The sequence below is a fragment of the Lentimicrobiaceae bacterium genome (assembly GCA_020636745.1).
Taxonomy (GTDB): domain Bacteria; phylum Bacteroidota; class Bacteroidia; order Bacteroidales; family Lentimicrobiaceae; genus Lentimicrobium.
Genome location: JACJXH010000003.1, coordinates 93,667 through 111,258 on the forward strand (window position 1 = coordinate 93,667; position 17,592 = coordinate 111,258).

The window sequence follows — 17,592 nt, forward strand, 5'->3', positions numbered from 1 at the left end:
TTATATTTTTCTTAAAAAGTTAATGATTTTTCTTCTGAAATTTAAAGCAAGCTCAAAAAGGATAAATCTTTTAGGGGCTTCTTCACCATAAATTCTGATATTTCTCTCGTTGAGCCTGATGTCTGCATCATTATATACAATGGACAACCTGTTCATCTGGTTTTCAACAGCTTCATTGATAGCAGATACAAATTCTTTTTTACGTGTAAAATTGTGACGTACAATAAATAAGGTGGCATCGCAATATTTATTCAAAAGAAATGCATCGCCAAATAAGCCAATAGGAGGGGTGTCAATGATGATATAATCATATTTGTTTCTTAAATCATCAAACATCATTTTAGTTTTATCCGATTCAATTAATTCATCAGGATTAGGCGGGATAGGCCCGGACAAAAGAATGTCGAGATTTTTAGTATAGGTTTTTTGAATAACTTGTTCAATGGGTAAGTTGTTGACCAAATAGGAAGTTATGCCTGTATCAGGGTTCAGATTAAAATCAGCCAGCTCATTCGGACTTCTGAAGTCGAAGCCGATAAACAGGGCTTTTTTTCCTGTGAGGGCATAAACTGAGGCAAAGTTGATGGCAAAAAACGATTTCCCTTCTTCAACAGAACTTGATGTGATAATTACTACCTGTTCCTGATTCTCGGGTTTTAAGTTAAGTTTTATTCTTATAATTCTGAATAATTCAGTAAAGTAGGAGTTGGGCGAACGCAGTACAACATCAGATTTATCTGACGGACTATTGGCAATAGAGCCAATTAATGTGACAGGTGTATTTGAAGTAATATCTTCATCAGCCATTACTCTGTTGTTTAGAAATACAATCAGAAAAAGAAAAATGGCAGGAAGAAGAATGGCCCAGATAATGGCATTGATATAGGCTGATTTGGGATTTTTCGAAACATTTGAAATTCCTGACTCGCCAGCAAAATCAATAATTTCATGGTCAGGAGTATTAGCTGCCCTTTGAATTTCAACTTCAGCTTTTCTGCGAAGCAAAAAATCATAAAGATTATCGATAATTTTAAACTTCCGCATGATGGCGATATACTCACGTTCAATTCCCGGAAGCTTTAAAAACTCATCATTCAGTGACCACATTCTGTAATCGGTACTGTTTACTTTTTGATCTACAGAGGTGATTACCGTAGTGATACTTTCAACCAGTGAGGCCTTCATTACCTCTATTTCACGGTTAAGTACCTGAATATATGGGTTCTTATCAGTTGAATTGGCAAGAAGATTGTCTCTTTCCTGGATTTTTTTTGACAGTCTGCCTGAAAGTTCATTAAACATGGGAAGATTGTATCCCATAGACGAGGGCATTACCATATCATCGAGGTCTTCTCGTTCTTTGACATAATTCAACAGGTAATTATAGTATTCAAGGTCAATCAGGAAGTTCTTCTTATCTTTTGATTCAGAATCAAGATTTTTGAGTAAGCTGCCCACTTTCTCTTCAAGTTGCATAAACTGGTAAGTTTTCCTGAAGTCCTCCAATTGTTGTTCAGTAACACTCAGTTCGTCCTTAAACTGTACGATTTGAGCTTCAATAAAGGTTATAATGTTGGAAAGGATTTCATTTTTCTTATCAAGGTTGCTTTGCAGAAATTCCCTGGTGAGTTGATTCAGGTAGTCTTTCTCTTTTTCCTTGTTGGTGCCGGTGGTTGAAATGATTAATATGGAAGGCCCATTTTCGACATACACATTCGTTTTGCCCATGTATTCGGCAACCAAACCATTTATTTCATTAATTTTAAAACTCCAGTCATGGTTGACCAATTCAGATGGATTTATAGAATCTTTTAGTACAAGCCGGAAACTATAATCTTTTGAAGCGATAAGTGCACCTGTTTTGTATTGAGCAGATTTATTGAATAAGGAGGTTTCATCTGAGGATAATTCAAATGTTCCTGAAGAGATAAACCTGACATTAATACGTTTGTATCTGGGTTGCTTATGGTTTTTATCAAATTCAATGATAAAGGGGGAATTTTTGTAAATCTCATTCCAGATGTATTCACCTTTCTCATAGTATGAGACTTCAAAATCAAGCTTTTCTATTATCTTCTTAATTTGCCCGTATGATTTTAGCAATGCTATCTGATTGTCAATTAGTTTTGAGCTAAGAAACATAGGGGCGGCTGAAATATTTCCCTTCTCCTGCAATACAGAGGCGTTGCTTTTATCTTCAATCAGTACACTGGTTTTTAAGCTATATTGTGGTACAATATATCTATTGGAATCGCGGGCAAAAAGAAAGGCGATGATTAACGAGATGGCAAAAAAGTACCAGTTTTTGGCATATTTGGACAGAATTCTCTTTACATCAATATCTGATTTTACTGAGTTAACTGTTTTTCCCATGATGAATCTTAATTGGCATTAATATTTCTGAATAAAAGGAAAACCGTAATGGTGGTGGTAAGAAGTGATGATATGATTGAAAGTGAGAAGGTGGGCGTAAGTCCAATTGATTTTGCCCGCATGGGTTCAACATAAACCACATCATTGGGGAAAACATAAAACATATTATTTTCAATAAGTTTTCCACTGGTTACATCAACCAGGTAGACAACTTTTTTACCATTTATTGTTCTGAGTACTTTTAATTTTTGTCTTTTTGCATAATTGGTCATGCCGCCTGCAAGGGTTAAGGCTTCAAGAATTGTTATCTTGCTTTTTGTCATGTTATATAAGCCTTCTTTATTCACCTCTCCAATAATGTTTACTGTATTGTTAATCAGCCTTACTTCAATCCTTATTCTGTCTCCCAGGATACTTGACGCTGCTCTTTTAACCGTATCATGAGCCTGCTCTATTGTTAATCCGCCAAGTTTAATGTTTCCGAGATAGGGAAAGTTAATATTGCCTTCTTCATTTACATAATAACCCATAAGTGATTGGTTGTTGGTGCTTAGGTAGTTAAGTCCTGTAGTAGGCTGAAGAAAATCCGTGATTTCCTTTTCAATAGAAAGAATATTCACATATAAATAATCATTGGGTTGAATTTTATAGTCCTTTTGGATATCAGGATTATCAACAAAATTATTTGCAAAAACACTGTCGTTTATCTTGTTGTATTGCATCAGCAGCATCTTCTTTTGTGGTATACACGAAGAAAACAGAATGACCCAAAGGCACAAAGCCGGTAAAAGTTTTGTTAAAGCCTTTAGCACCAGAGCTTTTTTATTGTTCATAGTAATTGGATTCATTTTAATACAAATATATGTCCTAAACCAGTTAAAGTAATGGCTTCACCCTTTACTTTTCATTGATTTTACTCAAAAAACTATTCATTTAACAGCTTATTTGGCAAGACCAAAATATTTAAGAAAAATGCAAGAAACTTTCAAATGGAAGGCGTGCTTTATCTGTATCAGGTTAATTACAAACAAGCAGATTGTAAATTGTTTATTTACAGTATTTTGGATAGCAATCGGAGTACTTCTAATTTTTCAATGGGTTTAATGAGCGTACCTTTGAAATTGTTTTCGACAATTTTTCTGTTCCAGTTGCTCTCCGAAAAGGCTGTTTGTGCAATAAAAGGAACATTCATGTATTCGGGCCATTTTTGCTCAATCTCACGCTTTAAACTAATGCCATTCCAGGGCTCTGGTAAGCCAATATCCATGAGAATAGTATTAAACAAAATGCCTTTATTAAAATGCATTTCAATCAGATTCAAGGCCTCATTACCGGAATAAGCAATGACAATTTCAGCAAAATTATTGATAAAAATATCCAAAACTTTGGCATTAATTTTATCATCTTCAATGACCAGTATTTTGGAATTTTTGATTTTGATTTCATTTTCAAGAGAAACTTCTAACTCTTTTGAGGTTGTTGCCTGATTAATTGCAAATGTTAAAGTGGCAATTTCGCCAAAATGAGTGCCTGTTTGAAAGGATATTTTTCCTTCAAGCAGATTTAAATTATTGAGTGTTTCTGTTAATGAAGGTACAATTTCGTAAAGTTCTTTCTTGTAATCATATTCATTCTGAGTGCTCTCACGCCGGATGGAGTTGATGATACTTTGAGGTATATCCATTCCAATGTTATCAATAATAATGATAAGCTTATCCGTATTATTGTCCAACAATGCATTCACTGAAACCTTGTTGTTTCGGGTATACCTGATGGCTTTTTGAATTAAAAAATATAAAATCTGGGTAAGACGCTCTTCATCAATGAAAATTTTGGTGTCAAAATTTTTCTTAAGCTCAAAATCAATTTCGTGCAACTGAATTTCGTTGCTCAGGAGAATTTCAAATTTTTGAAATAATACTCCTAAATCGACGTAAGTGAATTTTAATCTTGCCCCGTTATTTGGCTCAGATTTATCTTTATTGTCGATAATTGATTTTAGTCGGTTTCCATTTTTTAATATTCCATCAATATAGCTTGATATCTTGAAATCAGACTGAATGGTATTTTCCTTTTTAAGGATTGACCCAAACCCAATGATGCCATTTAATGCTGTTCTTACTTCGTGTTGTTGGTCAATACTCCAAGATATAGCATTTGGTTTAGTGTCAGAAATACTTACACCAGCTTCTTTGCTGGTTGGATTAGGAAGGGCTGCTGGTTTTGATTTTGCGGATGGTGTATTGATTTTATGGACTATCCCTAAAAATTTTTGTCCTTCAATTTCTTTAAACTCCAGATTAATTGAAATGAGGTAGTTCGAAGCGTTTAATAAAAAGAGACTTTCACTGAATTCAAACAACTGTCGGTTGTCCAGTGGATTTTGCTCTTCTTTAAAGGTAAAAAAGATGTCTCGTACCGAAATTTCAATTAAATCAAGTTCATTGTATCCGCTAAGTTCTTCAAAACTCCGGTTCAATAAAAGAATATCACCTTCAAAATCAGCCAAAAAACAACAATCGCGCTTGCCATCGATAAGAGATCGATAGTATTGCCTGTTGCCCAATTGCTTTTTAGGCCTGCGATCTTTATTTCCAAAAGCAGATAAGATATGAAATCCTCCCGAAAAAAATTACTGTATAGTTTATCCCGCAGCAAAAATAGCAAATTTTGCTGCTTTGTCTATTCTTTAGGAAAATGTTTTAGGATTATACCGGAAAACTTCCTGGCGATGCTCTCCCAATCATACTCCTGAAGAAACGTTTCTCTTGTAGAAGCCACTAATGGCAGATATTGTTGCTCATAATTGGAAAATATCTCCTGAATCTTATCAGCATAATCTGAGCCCTTGGCCTGAAGTGAAAATCTGAATCCGTTTTTGTGATTCATAACAGAAGCAGCAGTTCCTCCGGTATCGCTTGTTAAAGAAGGGATGCCAAATGCACTGGCTTCAGCAAAAACAACGCCAAAGCATTCAGCTCTTGTGGGTACAATTAGAAAATGATGTTCAAGTAACAGCGATTCAAATACTTTATAATCTTCAGGATTGTTCTTGTTAAGGAATGGGATTACGGTCAAATCATCGTCATGATATGTATCAGGCGGAATACAGCCACAAACAGTCAGACTGCTTTTTATTCCGCGCTTTTTAAGTTCTATCATAGTGTCAAATGCCACAGCTCCGCCTTTTCTTTCCCACTCAACACCTAAAAAAAGTAATTTACAAACATCCCGTTGTTTGTTATTCAGCGAAAGTTGTTGCGTTGGAATATTGTCCATATTGGGACCGAACGGCAACCTATGTATTTTTAAAGGATCAATACGATATTTTGAGATAGCTGAATTTGCTGCCCATTCTGAGGTAAATATGCATATTGCAGCCTTGTTTAAAGCCAATTGCTCTATTTTGTTTCCTTCTCTGATGGATATTTGCATGAAGTTTGAAAACCATTCATAATATCCGTAAAGGCTGTCAAATGTTGCATCAGAAAGATAAATAATTGGAATATCAGTTTTTAATAAGGCAATTTCTGATGAAGCCCGTGGAGCAAAAATAAAATCAAATTCTTTTCCCTTCAGTTTTTTATTAAACTCAAGAGCATAAAGATAAGAAAGCAAGTAAGAATGATCCAGGTTGTATCGTCTTGGGAATTTTCTCAGGAAACGACTGAGAAAACCTTTCAGGATTTTTCTGTTGTTGACCGGGCCTACCACCTCAACAAATTCAAAGTGCGACTGAAACATTTTCAGGAAGTTATAAGATACACCTGAAAGTGCTTTTCTGTCAAGAGGGTCGAATGAGGAGAGAAATCCTACCTTATAGTTCAACTTACCGGCTGAGCTCATCTTTATTTTTTTTATGGAGGTAAAAATACAACTGTTTGGTTTCAGTCCTTATAATAAACAGCAAATTATACATTAAAAAATATAAATAAATGACGCTATTAGAAATAGTAACAAAATAGAAAATGAAATTAATAATAAATGAAAAATTAAATCATTTTTTACATACATAATAAACGATTAAAATATAAGTAGAATGGTTATTATATTTTAGATAATGAACCATTAAAATATGGATTCTTTAAAATAACTTCATGTTTTATAACTATGCCAGCATGCCTCCTATGAATCGCTGTTTATTGTTGCAACTGTAAATATTTTTGCCAGGCCGGAGTGTCATTTCAGGAGTGAAAAATCAAATGTATCTTTTCATAATGAGTTTTTTCTAAACTGGGCCTGGTGGCTGATTTATTTGTATGATAAATTCTTGTTAAACCATGTTAAACAGCAGAAATAGTCTTATATTTGCTATTCATTGTAAGGGATTATTTCTTCTTTTCTTTTGGGAATATTCGGCTAAATAATTTGTTAAGTAGCACATAATCATATGTCTGATTTATTTTCAGTTGAGATGCTTTTTCCAATTATCGGCTCTTTTTCTGTAGCGCTTATTCTTACTGCACTTTGTATTCCGGTAATTATTAAATTGAGTAAAAAGTATCAACTTGTTGATAATCCGGATCATCGGAAGTTACATAAGGACCCTGTTCCCACTCTTGGCGGTGTTGGTTTTTTTATTGGGACAATCATCATTTTTCTTTTTTGGATGTTTGTTTACGGTAAATTTTCAGACGCGATACTGTTTTTTGGCTTGATTACTTTATTTGTTACCGGGATTTTTGATGATTTGAAGGATCTCAGAGCATCTGTCAAATTTTTGATTCAAATTATTGTAGCGCTGGTTATAGCCTATTATGGGTTTAAAATTGATTCACTCAATGGCGTTTTTGGCATTTATGGTATGCCTGTATTAGCGCAATACGCCTTCTCGGTTTTATTAATTGTTGGGTTAACCAATGCTTTTAATTTAATAGATGGCATAGATGGTTTGGCCGGAGGTCTGGCATTTATCAATTCACTTGTTTTAGGTTTTGTTTTGCTTCTTCAGAGCAATGTGATGTACAGCATACTGGCTTTCACTTTTGCCGGGGCTCTTTTAGGCTTCTTAATTTTCAATTTCAACCCGGCTAAAATTTTCATGGGCGACACTGGGTCACTCATCGTTGGGTTTTTGATGGCTGTGCTTGGAATTGTGGTTATGAAGGGGGGGGCTTTTTCAGGAGGATTACATCTCAATTCCGGAAGCCTTACCATTATTGTGGTTGGTATCTTATTACTTCCCGTATATGACACACTGAGAGTTTTTACCGAACGCATTTTGAAGAAAAACTCACCTTTCAAACCTGATAAAACCCATGTGCATCACTTATTAATTGAAACTGGTGCAAATCATAAAAAAGCAGCCATTATCCTTTACATATCAGATATTCTGATAATTGCGCTTGCCTTTTTAATAAGAAACATAAATCCCTCATTATCAATATTATTGCTTTTTATTCTTGCTTCAGTTCTTTCTGAAAGTATAAATCTGAAAAGATGGTTAATTGAGGTTTCAAAAGGGAAACAAGCAAGTGAGGAAAAGATTAAAATTACGTCCGAAAACAGGTTTCTTGAGGATATCCTTGATGATAAAGAATAACCCTAAAAACAATGGAAAAAAAAGAACTTATTTATTTGGTTGAAGACAATGCGATATTTGCATCCACTACCAGTAAGGGCCTCGAAAATGAACTGGGATTTATGGTCATGGTTTTTCAAACAGGCGAACTATTGCTTCAACATATTGCTGAGCACCCTGATGAAATCCCGTCAATCGTCATTCTTGATTACTACCTCAACAGCGAAGTGCCTGATGCAATGAACGGAGGAGAAGTTCTTGCCAAGCTTAAAGATCCTGTAAAACGAAATAATCCTCTTCGTAAAACGCCTGTTATTATTTTGTCTTCTGCTGATGAGCTTGGCACTGCCGTAAATTTGCTCAAGAAAGGTGCGACCGACTATATTCTGAAAGAAGATGGTTTTTTCGACAATTTGAAAAAAACAATTAATACAATATTAAGTATCCGAAATTATCAGTCTGAAATTCAGTTTCATAAAAATAAAGCTGAAAATTACAGAAAACGCCTGATAATCATGGGAGCCATTATTGTGGCATTGTTGGGATTGGTTATCTATCTTTTTAGCTGATTAGCCATTCATGTTTCGATTGCAGTTCATGGATGAATAGAAGGTCATTCATTTTCTGACATTAAAAATTCCCTGATATTATCCAGATAGATTGCTGGTTGCTCGCGGCTGATGGAATGGCCTGCATCCGGTATGACTTTAAATGTATGCCGGATAAAGAGATTCGTATATTCGTTTTGGTAACCCCATTTTATGCCATCGCATTGTCCGCGCATTACAAGGGCTGGAATCGGACAGTTTTTTAATTTCTCCCTGATGTTATGCACCGATTTGAAACTCTGTATTGTTTTGATCATGGAATAATATCCTGAGCCTGCTTCCATTTGACTGGCCAATGCAGATGAATCACAAACGGTTGATTTTGACATTTCAAAGTTCAATAAGGTGGAGAAAGCATCCATTTCAGTGTTTGAGGCCAATTTCAGACCGAATGTTTTGGCCATCCCTTCTACAAATTTTGCCCTGATGTTATAGACTTTTTCTTTTCCCTGGCGATTGGTATACTGTGGGGATCTCAGTTTCAGACTATCAGGTGGGTTAACTTTTTCGAGCAAGTTATTGACAGGAAGAATTGGCCCCGGTCCTGTAAAAATTACTTTTTCAACTTTGTGAGGATTATCGGCAATAAAGGCACATGCTAGCATAGCACCCCATGATTGCCCGATAAGTATAACCTTATCAGCTCCCAGCGTTTTTACAATGTCTTCAAGGTCATTTTTGTGCCTTTCAACAGAATATTCATCTATATTTTCAAGTCTTTCAGATGCACCACAACCTACCTGATCATAGAAATACAAATCAAATCCATCGTTTGACAGAGGGGCTAATAGCGCAATGTTTTTGTTATATACCGGGCCACCTGGGCCGCCCTGAAGGAAAATTACAGGATAAGGTTTTTGCCGGCCTTTTGCTGGAATATGTGTATAGGCAATAGCTGAACCCGTTGACAAAAACCAGTATCTGGTTCCGGTACGTATGCTATAATGAGGAACATTGTAATTACGCGGAAGAAATACAATTAACAAAAAAATGACAACAAAGAGCATAAAATTAAATACAATCAACCTGAGTACTCTTTTTCTCATTTTGCTATCTATTTAGGATGGTTTTCAGCTGATATCCGGTTTATTTCGTTCCAGTTGATTTCAGGATTTCCTGTAATGCAAACATTTCATCGCGCAATCGGGCAGCTTCAATAAAATCAAGTTCCTTGGCTGCCTTTTCCATTGCTTTTTTACTTTGAGCAATTGCCTTTTCGAGCTGTTCCTTATTCATATATTTTATGACAGGATCAGCCGCCAGATTGGTGCTTTCCTGTTCAATATAGGCTTTGGCAGGCCGGGTTGATGAATCAGCAACGGCAGTTTGTCCGATGATAGAAGTGGTTGATTTTACAATCTGGCGAGGGGTAATGTTATTTTCAGCATTGTATGCCAGTTGCCTGGTGCGGCGTCTGTCTGTTTCTTCTATGGTTTTACGCATAGAATCAGTGATTTTATCGGCGTACATGATTACTTTGCTATTGATATTTCGCGCTGCTCTTCCGGCTGTTTGAGTGAGCGATCTTTCAGAGCGCAGAAATCCTTCCTTATCTGCATCCAGGATGGCAACCAACGAAACTTCAGGCAGATCGAGGCCTTCTCTTAAAAGGTTAACGCCCACAAGTACATCAAAAATTCCAAGTCGTAAATCGCGCAGAATTTCAACCCGCTCAATCGTATCTACATCAGAATGAATGTATCGGCAGTTAATATCAACCTTTGTAAGATATTTGGTGAGTTCTTCAGCCATCCGCTTGGTAAGTGTTGTTACCAGTGTCCGGCCTCCCGCTTTCATTGTTCTTGAGATTTCATCCAGCAAATCGTCCACCTGGTTGAGACTCGGACGAACCTCAATTGGTGGATCTACCAGGCCCGTTGGCCTGATAAGCTGCTCAACAATAATACCTTCTGACTTCTGAAGTTCAAAATCAGCCGGAGTTGCACTCACATAAATTGTTTGGCCTGTAATACTTTCAAATTCATCAAACTTGAGAGGTCTGTTATCCATGGCCGATGGCAACCTGAATCCATATTCAACCAATGTCGTTTTGCGCGAGCGGTCGCCTCCGTACATGGCTCTAATCTGCGAAACAGTAACATGGCTTTCATCAATAACCATGATAAAATCGTCAGGGAAGTAATCGAGTAAACAGAATGGGCGTGAACCTGTTGAACGTCCGTCAAAGTACCTTGAGTAGTTCTCAATACCAGAGCAATAGCCAAGTTCACGCATCATTTCAATGTCATAAGTAACTCTGTCTTCCAGTCTTCTGGCTTCCAGTTGTTTTCCGTTTTCATTGAAATATTCAACCTGCTTTATCATGTCAGACTGAATTTCCTGCAATGAATTTTTCATTTTTTCCTTCGAAGTAACGAAGATATTTGCCGGATATATGTTTATCTGCTCCAGTTTTTCAATCATCTGGCCATCAGTAGGGTTGAATGACTCAATTTCTTCAATCTCATCATCCCAGAAAAGCAAGCGAACGGCATAATCGGCATAGGCCGGAAAAATATCAACCGTATCACCTTTTACTCTGAAATTGCCACGTGTGAAGTCAGCTTCAGTCCGACTGTAAAGGCCCTCCACAAAACTCCATAAAAGCTTATTGCGGTTATATTTTTCTCCTTTTTTAAGTCTGATAACATTGTTGGCAAAATCATCAGGATTTCCAATGCCATAAATGCATGATACCGAAGAAACTACAATAATATCGCGGCGGCCCGAAAGAAGTGAGGACGTTGCGCTGAGCCTTAATTTTTCAATTTCGTCATTGATCGAAAGATCTTTTTCAATATAGGTATTGGTAGTGGGTATAAATGCTTCGGGTTGGTAGTAATCATAATAAGAAACAAAATACTCAACAGCATTTTCAGGAAAAAACTGTTTAAACTCACCATAAAGTTGAGCTGCCAGTGTTTTATTATGGCTCAGAATCAGTGTAGGTCTGTTAACCTGGCTTATCATATTGGCAATAGTGAAAGTTTTACCCGAGCCGGTTACACCCAGCAAAACCTGGGCAGGATCACCACGCCGGAGACCTTCAACCAGTTGCTTAATGGCCTGCGGTTGATCGCCTGTGGGCTCAAATTCAGAGGTTAGTTTAAAATTCATAGCAGGATAATCGTGAAACGCTGCAAATTTAACAGTTATTCACCGGTTAAGTTAATTCAAATGGGTGAATATTAGGTTTTATTTAAACCTGAATGAAGCGCTCACAGGAAAGTGATCGGAAAGCCAGATCTTATATCGTTTGTAATTTCCTGGAATAAGTTGATCTGAAATCAGGATGTGATCGATTCTGACAGGATATAGGCTTTGCGCATAAGTGCGGTTAAAACCCCGGTTCTGAAGATAAGCGGCATCAGTCATCCCATCCATAATGACACGGTAAGCGAAAGAGGCAGGAGTATCGTTAAAATCACCTGCGACTATAACGGGGTAGGGGCTTTTTCTGATACTTTCAGACACGGCCAGGGCTTGGTATGAGCGGATACGGTAAGCAGTGCGCAATTTGGAAACAGTCATTCTGATATAGTGAAAGATATTCTCTTTCGATGGTAATTGTTTATCAGGTCTTAATAGTTGTTTTTCGTCAAGAAGTTTAACCGATTGAAGATGTATATTGTAAACTCTTACCGTTCCTTCCGGAAACTGAATATCAGTATAAATTCCACATATGTCAGTTTCCATGGTAAATATGGTCCCTTCCTGCAAAACCGGGTAATTGGTTGATGTTACATATGTATAACTGGTCCCTTTAAAGCTTCTGTCAAAATCAGAAAGGTGTTTGTGCGAAAGATTTAATCCTGAATTCAGAAAATCAATATAACGTGCATGCCGTCTGTCTTTCATGGCATATTCCTGCATACAGGCAACAGCAGGCTCCAAATCGTTCAGGAAATGATGCACCTGAACCTGTTTTTCATAATTTGACTTGCCATTTCCGGGGCCGGCAAAGCCATGGACATTGTAGGAAATGATTGTGTATTCATTTTTACTTCCCGTTTCCGATTTTTTTAACGGCAGATTGTAGTGCCTCAACATCATCGGGAGGCCAGCAATCATAGGTACAAGCATCAACAATAGCCAAAAGCGATGTTTGATTAAAAGCAGAGCATTTACAAACGTGGCAGCCCAAAGGATAGGGAAGGCAAGACCGGCAAGCGCTGCAGGCCAGAAATAATAAGGATTAATATAAGGAGCGCACAACGAAAGAACCAGCAACAATATAAGGATAATGCCTGATAATTTAATTGAATATAAGTATAACTTCTTAAGCTTTAGATACATGTCAATCTTCTTTAAGATTGAAAATGCGGGCTGTAACCGGATAGTGATCTGACCATCGCTCCCTGATGCGTGCGTATTCAGTTGATGAAAAGCGCATATCATGCAAAATATAGTCTATCCTGAAAGAGGGGAGAGTGCCTGCATATGTCTGGCCTATACCTCTGCCTGATTGTTTGAAAGCATCGAGTAACCCGGACGAAATCTGGTTGTATGAGTAAGAGGAGGGAGTGTCATTAAAGTCGCCACATACCACCACCTTGTAAGGCGATTTTTTAATACATGCTGCCACTGTGCGGGCCTGATTGGCTCTGGTAATAAATGCTTTTTTAAGTTTCCGGATAATTTTAAACAGATTCTCAGAGTTAAGCTCTTGTTTATCAGGCTGATTGGTTAATTCTGAAACATATAAGTAATCCTCATTGCTAAACTGAATAGATTCGAGGTGGATATTGTAAACCCGAACGGTATCGTTTTTGATCACAATATCGGAATATATGCATGAATTTACCGTATTGTTTTCAAATTTGATGGTTTCTGAGGCAATAATCGGCCATCGGCTGAAAGTAGCGATGCCATATGGCTTGGTTTTGTTTTTATACTTTGCATAAGCAATATGATGGTATTTAAGCCCTGTGTATTGCTTAATGGAGTCCTGTATATCTACCATGCCTTTTCTCCCTGCATGGTACTCTTGTAAGCATACAATGTCAGGTTGCTGACTACCCAGCAGGTTTAATATTTGGCTTGCATTGTTGGTAAGTTTATTTTTTTTCCAGTTGTAGAGATCAAAAATTCTCACATTGTATGAAAGTACTTTAAAGCCTTCTTCTTCAGTATTGGTAGTTTTTTTACCGTTAAACTGAATATATCCACTTAGCCTGGTCCAGCATAATAATAAGGCAATCAGGGAAATAAGAAGGTATTTTTTCCCCAGAATCATCCAAATTAAAATAAACACCAGGTTTAAAATGGCAGCATAAGGAAATGCAAGTCCGGCAAAGGCAAAAATCCAGTGAATATCAGGAGCCAGAAAAGCGGCAAAAAATCCGGCAAACAAGGCAATAACCACTGCCATGTTGAATGCCAGAAGAACCTTTGTCAGAAACGATGAGCTTTTTTTCTTTTGCTCGTAGCCTGGCATATTTCCGGTTTTATTACTTTTTATGACTGCTGTTTGAAAATAGTAAGGCTTTTTCCTCTTTTGTCAGGCTATCATAACCTGATTTGGATATTTTATCAAGGATATGATCAATTTTTTGTTGATTCAGCACTTTTTGTCTGTTATATTCATCATCTGTCAGAGGTCGGTCAGTTTTGTATACTTTGAATTTTCTTTTCCTTTTCAGGAGGTTAAAAGAAAAGTTCTTTTGATACAAAAAATTAAACAGCCGCGTAGGATCTATTCCCGGAAGCATTTTAACGTAGGCAAACCCCCAGATTGCTCCACCAAGATGTGCCAGATGGCCTCCTGCATTTCCAGACTTAAGCATAAGTAAGTCAAGAAGTACGGTGAACAGTGCAATATATTTTATTCTGACAGGCCCGATAAACAGAAGGTTTAAGGTATAATCGGGAACGTAAAATGCAATGGCAACAACAACAGCCAGTACTGAAGCAGAAGCTCCAAGGGCAAGTGAACTTTCGCGGGCCACGCTGAAAACAGGAAAGAAGTTAAAAGCAGCAATATAGACGAAAGCCCCGGCAAGTCCCCCAAAAATATATGTTCCCAGCAGTTGGCGTTGTGATAAATATTTGATAAATATTGTACCGAACCACCAAAGCCACAGCATATTAAACAGAATATGCATAAAACCTTCATGCAGAAACATATAGGTAAATAAAGTCCATGGTCGAAATAGAAGTATATGGGTATTGGCAGGTACAGCAAATGTATTTAATAACCATTCGCTTACCTGAAGTTTATAGGAGCCAAGGGCTGCACTATCGGGGCTCGAAAATAAAAAAGCCAGGTTTTCAATCAGCAGCACTGCTATCCAAATGACGATATTAATAAGAATTAATAAAGGCAATGTCTCCTTCCTGCTGAAGAAAATCTTTATTCTCTCAATGAGTGATACCTGTTGAAACATCTGACAGAGATTAATCCCAATTATTATAACGGTGAAGCTTCCTGTTCCAGTATCGGATTAAGAAAAATCCAAAAATCATCCCCCCGAGGTGTGCAAAATGTGCCACATTGTCACCCTGATTATTGGCAAATCCAAAATAAATTTCTGCTGCTCCATACAAAATTACAAACCATTTTGCTTTAATCGGGAAGAAGAAATAGAGATAAATCAGCGAATTTGGGAACATCATTCCAAAAGCAAGCAAAATGCCAAAGACTGCGCCCGATGCACCTACTGTCGGAACGTCCATTTTCAGGTTAATCAGGTCGTCCATATATTTTGAGGCCTGATTTACATATTCCGGACTACCCGGGTTTTGACTCCAGGCACTGATGAAATCGTAAAGCTGTGATTTGAACCCCGGGAAATTACCGTCAATAAAGGCGGTAAATGCAGCAGGATCGGGTGATTGCATAACAGCTGCAGCATCGGCCTGCATGCCTGAAATGCCAATCCATAAAACAAACATGTGAACCAAAGCCGCACCAATTCCTGTCACCAGGTAGTAGGTCAGAAAGCGTTTGCCGCCCCAAACATTTTCAAGCGTATACCCGAACATCCAGAGTGCAAACATGTTAAAGAAAATATGTGAGAACCCGCCATGCAGAAACATATAAGTAACCAATTGTCCGGGGTTAAATTTTGAAGAGCCGAAATAATGCATTCCCAGATAATCAACCAAATCAATCTGAAATACTTGTTCCAGTGTAATCTGAGCAAGAAATACGAGCCCATTGATGATAAGGAGGTTCTTAACTACTGGCGGGAGCATATTAAATCCCCGGGGAGAATATTGCTGATAGTTCATGTGTAATTCAGTTATCGGTTAAATCTTTTTTCAATATCATCGGCACTGATAATCACTGTTATTGTTTTGCCTGATGGACTGATGTTAGGTATCTGACATGCAAACAAATCATCGACCAAAGATTGCATTTCCTCTGTTAAAAGTGCTTTTCCTGGTTTAATGGCCATATTTTTGGCCATTGATCTGGCCAGATTACTCTTTTTATCAAGTTTCAGGCCGAGTTGATTCATTTTATAATTTTCAAGAACATTTTCAAGTAAATGCTGAATATTTTCATCCGGCAAGTCAGCTGGTGTGCCATTGATAATAAATGTGTTGAGGCCAAATGGCTCTATAATAAAACCCAATAATGAAATTTCCTCTATCAGTTCATTTACCAATTCTGTATCAGCAGCTGACAATTTAACAGTTTGCGGAAACAATTGATGTTGAGAAGTGCCTTTTTTTTGTTCAATCCGTTCCAGGTATTTTTCAAAAAGCACACGTTCATGTGCAGCCTGCTGATCAATAATCATCAGCCCTGATTTTACTTTTGAAACAATATATCTGTTCTGAAATTGAATAAATCCTTTGCCTGTTTGATTTTCAGTGTCAAAGTCAGAACCAATGGTTAATTCTGGTACAGGCTGCTGAATAAAATCTGACTGATTCTGAAAGCCATCATAAATTCTCTCCCAGTTAGTTGGATCTTGTTTAACGGGGCCTGAATTATGCGGGAGCCTTAATTCAGGCTGCGTATTTTTAACAAATGGGTTGTAATTTGTATCAATGGTAATACCCGGAGGTACCACCGGTTTGTCTTTTGGAAAAAACAGATTAAAACTTTGCTCTGCTTCAAAATCGAGGGTCGAAGAAAGGCTGTATTTACCAATGGTTTGCTTAACGGCCGACCTGAGCATAGCGTAGATTGTCTGGTGGTTTTGAAAATTGACTTCTGTTTTAGTAGGGTGAATGTTAATATCAATATCAGCGGGGTTTACCGTCATAAAAATAAAATAAGTGGGGAAATACCCTTCAGGAATCAGTTGCTGAAAAGCATCTTCAACCGCATGATTGAGATAGGGGTGTTTGATAAACCTGTTATTGGCAAAGAAGTATTGTTCACCTCTGGTTCGGCGGGCGCTTTCTGGTTTGCCAATATAACCATTGATTTTAACCACATCGGTTTCCTGTTCAACCAGCAGCAGCTTTTCAAGATATCCATTTCCTAAAACATTGGCAATTCGTTGTTTAAGACTTGATTTGGCCAGTTGAAACTGGGGTTTGCCATTGTTGATAAAATGAAATGAAATATCAGGGTTCACCAGTACTACCCGCTGAAATTCTTCAATAATATGACGGAGTTCAGCCGGATCTGATTTTAAAAAATTACGGCGGGCCGGAACATTAAAAAACAGATTTTTTACCATTATGGAAGTACCTGAAGGGCAGGCGCAGGGTTGCTGGCCGCGCACTGTTGAACCTTCAATTATCAGATGAGTGCCTAACTCATCTTCCATTCTCCTTGATTTTAACTCCACTTGCGCAATAGCTGCAATGGAAGCCAGGGCCTCGCCCCGAAAGCCAAACGTACTGATTTTAAAAAGGTCGTCGGCTGATTTAATTTTTGAGGTTGCGTGTCGTTCAAAACTCATTCGGGCGTCTGTAGTTGACATACCACAGCCATTGTCAATAACCTGAATGAGAGATTTGCCTGCATCTTTTATAATGAGCTCAATGTGATCAGCCCCGGAATCAATTGCATTTTCCAACAACTCTTTAACAGCTGAGGCCGGTCGTTGAACAACCTCGCCCGCGGCTATCTGATTGGCAACTGAATCGGGCAAAAGCCTGATAATATCTGACATAATTCGTATT

The 17,592-nt window shown here is 37.6% G+C and carries 13 protein-coding genes; 2 read left to right on the forward strand and 11 right to left on the reverse strand.

Features of this window, described 5'->3' with window-relative positions; all coding sequences use genetic code 11:
• From H6541_05810 to H6541_05825, 4 genes are all read right to left on the reverse strand, one after another.
• Positions 1 to 2,373, reverse strand: coding sequence for a polysaccharide biosynthesis tyrosine autokinase (locus H6541_05810; GenBank protein ID MCB9015294.1), 2,373 nt, complete (start codon positions 2,371 to 2,373; stop codon positions 1 to 3).
• A gap of 8 nt (positions 2,374 to 2,381) precedes the next feature.
• On the reverse strand, positions 2,382 to 3,206 hold the full coding sequence (locus H6541_05815; GenBank protein MCB9015295.1) for a polysaccharide biosynthesis/export family protein: 825 nt from the start codon (positions 3,204 to 3,206) through the stop codon (positions 2,382 to 2,384).
• Between the two features lie 218 nt (positions 3,207 to 3,424).
• On the reverse strand, positions 3,425 to 4,939 hold the full coding sequence (locus tag H6541_05820; protein MCB9015296.1) for a response regulator: 1,515 nt from the start codon (positions 4,937 to 4,939) through the stop codon (positions 3,425 to 3,427).
• Between the two features lie 116 nt (positions 4,940 to 5,055).
• Entirely contained in the window at positions 5,056 to 6,219 is a 1,164-nt protein-coding gene (locus tag H6541_05825) for a glycosyltransferase family 4 protein (GenBank protein ID MCB9015297.1), read from the reverse strand.
• 544 nt (positions 6,220 to 6,763) lie between these two features.
• Here H6541_05825 and H6541_05830 point away from each other — a divergent pair.
• A complete protein-coding gene (locus H6541_05830; protein MCB9015298.1) occupies positions 6,764 to 7,915 on the forward strand; it encodes an undecaprenyl/decaprenyl-phosphate alpha-N-acetylglucosaminyl 1-phosphate transferase in 1,152 nt (383 codons plus the stop codon).
• An 11-nt stretch (positions 7,916 to 7,926) separates the two neighbouring features.
• Positions 7,927 to 8,463, forward strand: coding sequence for a response regulator (locus H6541_05835; protein MCB9015299.1), 537 nt, complete (start codon positions 7,927 to 7,929; stop codon positions 8,461 to 8,463).
• Positions 8,464 to 8,507: 44 nt separating this feature from the next.
• Here the strand turns inward: H6541_05835 and H6541_05840 are convergent, their stop codons facing one another.
• From H6541_05840 to mutL, 7 genes are all read right to left on the reverse strand, one after another.
• Positions 8,508 to 9,548, reverse strand: coding sequence for an alpha/beta hydrolase (locus tag H6541_05840; GenBank protein ID MCB9015300.1), 1,041 nt, complete (start codon positions 9,546 to 9,548; stop codon positions 8,508 to 8,510).
• A 40-nt stretch (positions 9,549 to 9,588) separates the two neighbouring features.
• Positions 9,589 to 11,619, reverse strand: coding sequence for an excinuclease ABC subunit UvrB (uvrB, locus tag H6541_05845; protein ID MCB9015301.1), 2,031 nt, complete (start codon positions 11,617 to 11,619; stop codon positions 9,589 to 9,591).
• Between the two features lie 78 nt (positions 11,620 to 11,697).
• Entirely contained in the window at positions 11,698 to 12,798 is a 1,101-nt protein-coding gene (locus H6541_05850) for an endonuclease/exonuclease/phosphatase family protein (protein MCB9015302.1), read from the reverse strand.
• 1 nt (position 12,799) lies between these two features.
• Positions 12,800 to 13,939, reverse strand: a complete 1,140-nt coding sequence (locus H6541_05855) for an endonuclease/exonuclease/phosphatase family protein (GenBank protein ID MCB9015303.1) — start codon at positions 13,937 to 13,939, stop codon at positions 12,800 to 12,802.
• Positions 13,940 to 13,952: 13 nt separating this feature from the next.
• Complete coding sequence (locus tag H6541_05860; GenBank protein ID MCB9015304.1) at positions 13,953 to 14,888, reverse strand: rhomboid family intramembrane serine protease; 936 nt, start codon at positions 14,886 to 14,888, stop codon at positions 13,953 to 13,955.
• 10 nt (positions 14,889 to 14,898) lie between these two features.
• Positions 14,899 to 15,699: a rhomboid family intramembrane serine protease gene (locus tag H6541_05865; GenBank protein MCB9015305.1), complete on the reverse strand. Its 801-nt coding sequence runs from the start codon at positions 15,697 to 15,699 to the stop codon at positions 14,899 to 14,901.
• A gap of 47 nt (positions 15,700 to 15,746) precedes the next feature.
• Complete coding sequence (gene mutL / locus H6541_05870) at positions 15,747 to 17,582, reverse strand: DNA mismatch repair endonuclease MutL (GenBank protein ID MCB9015306.1); 1,836 nt, start codon at positions 17,580 to 17,582, stop codon at positions 15,747 to 15,749.
• Positions 17,583 to 17,592: the final 10 nt, after the last annotated feature.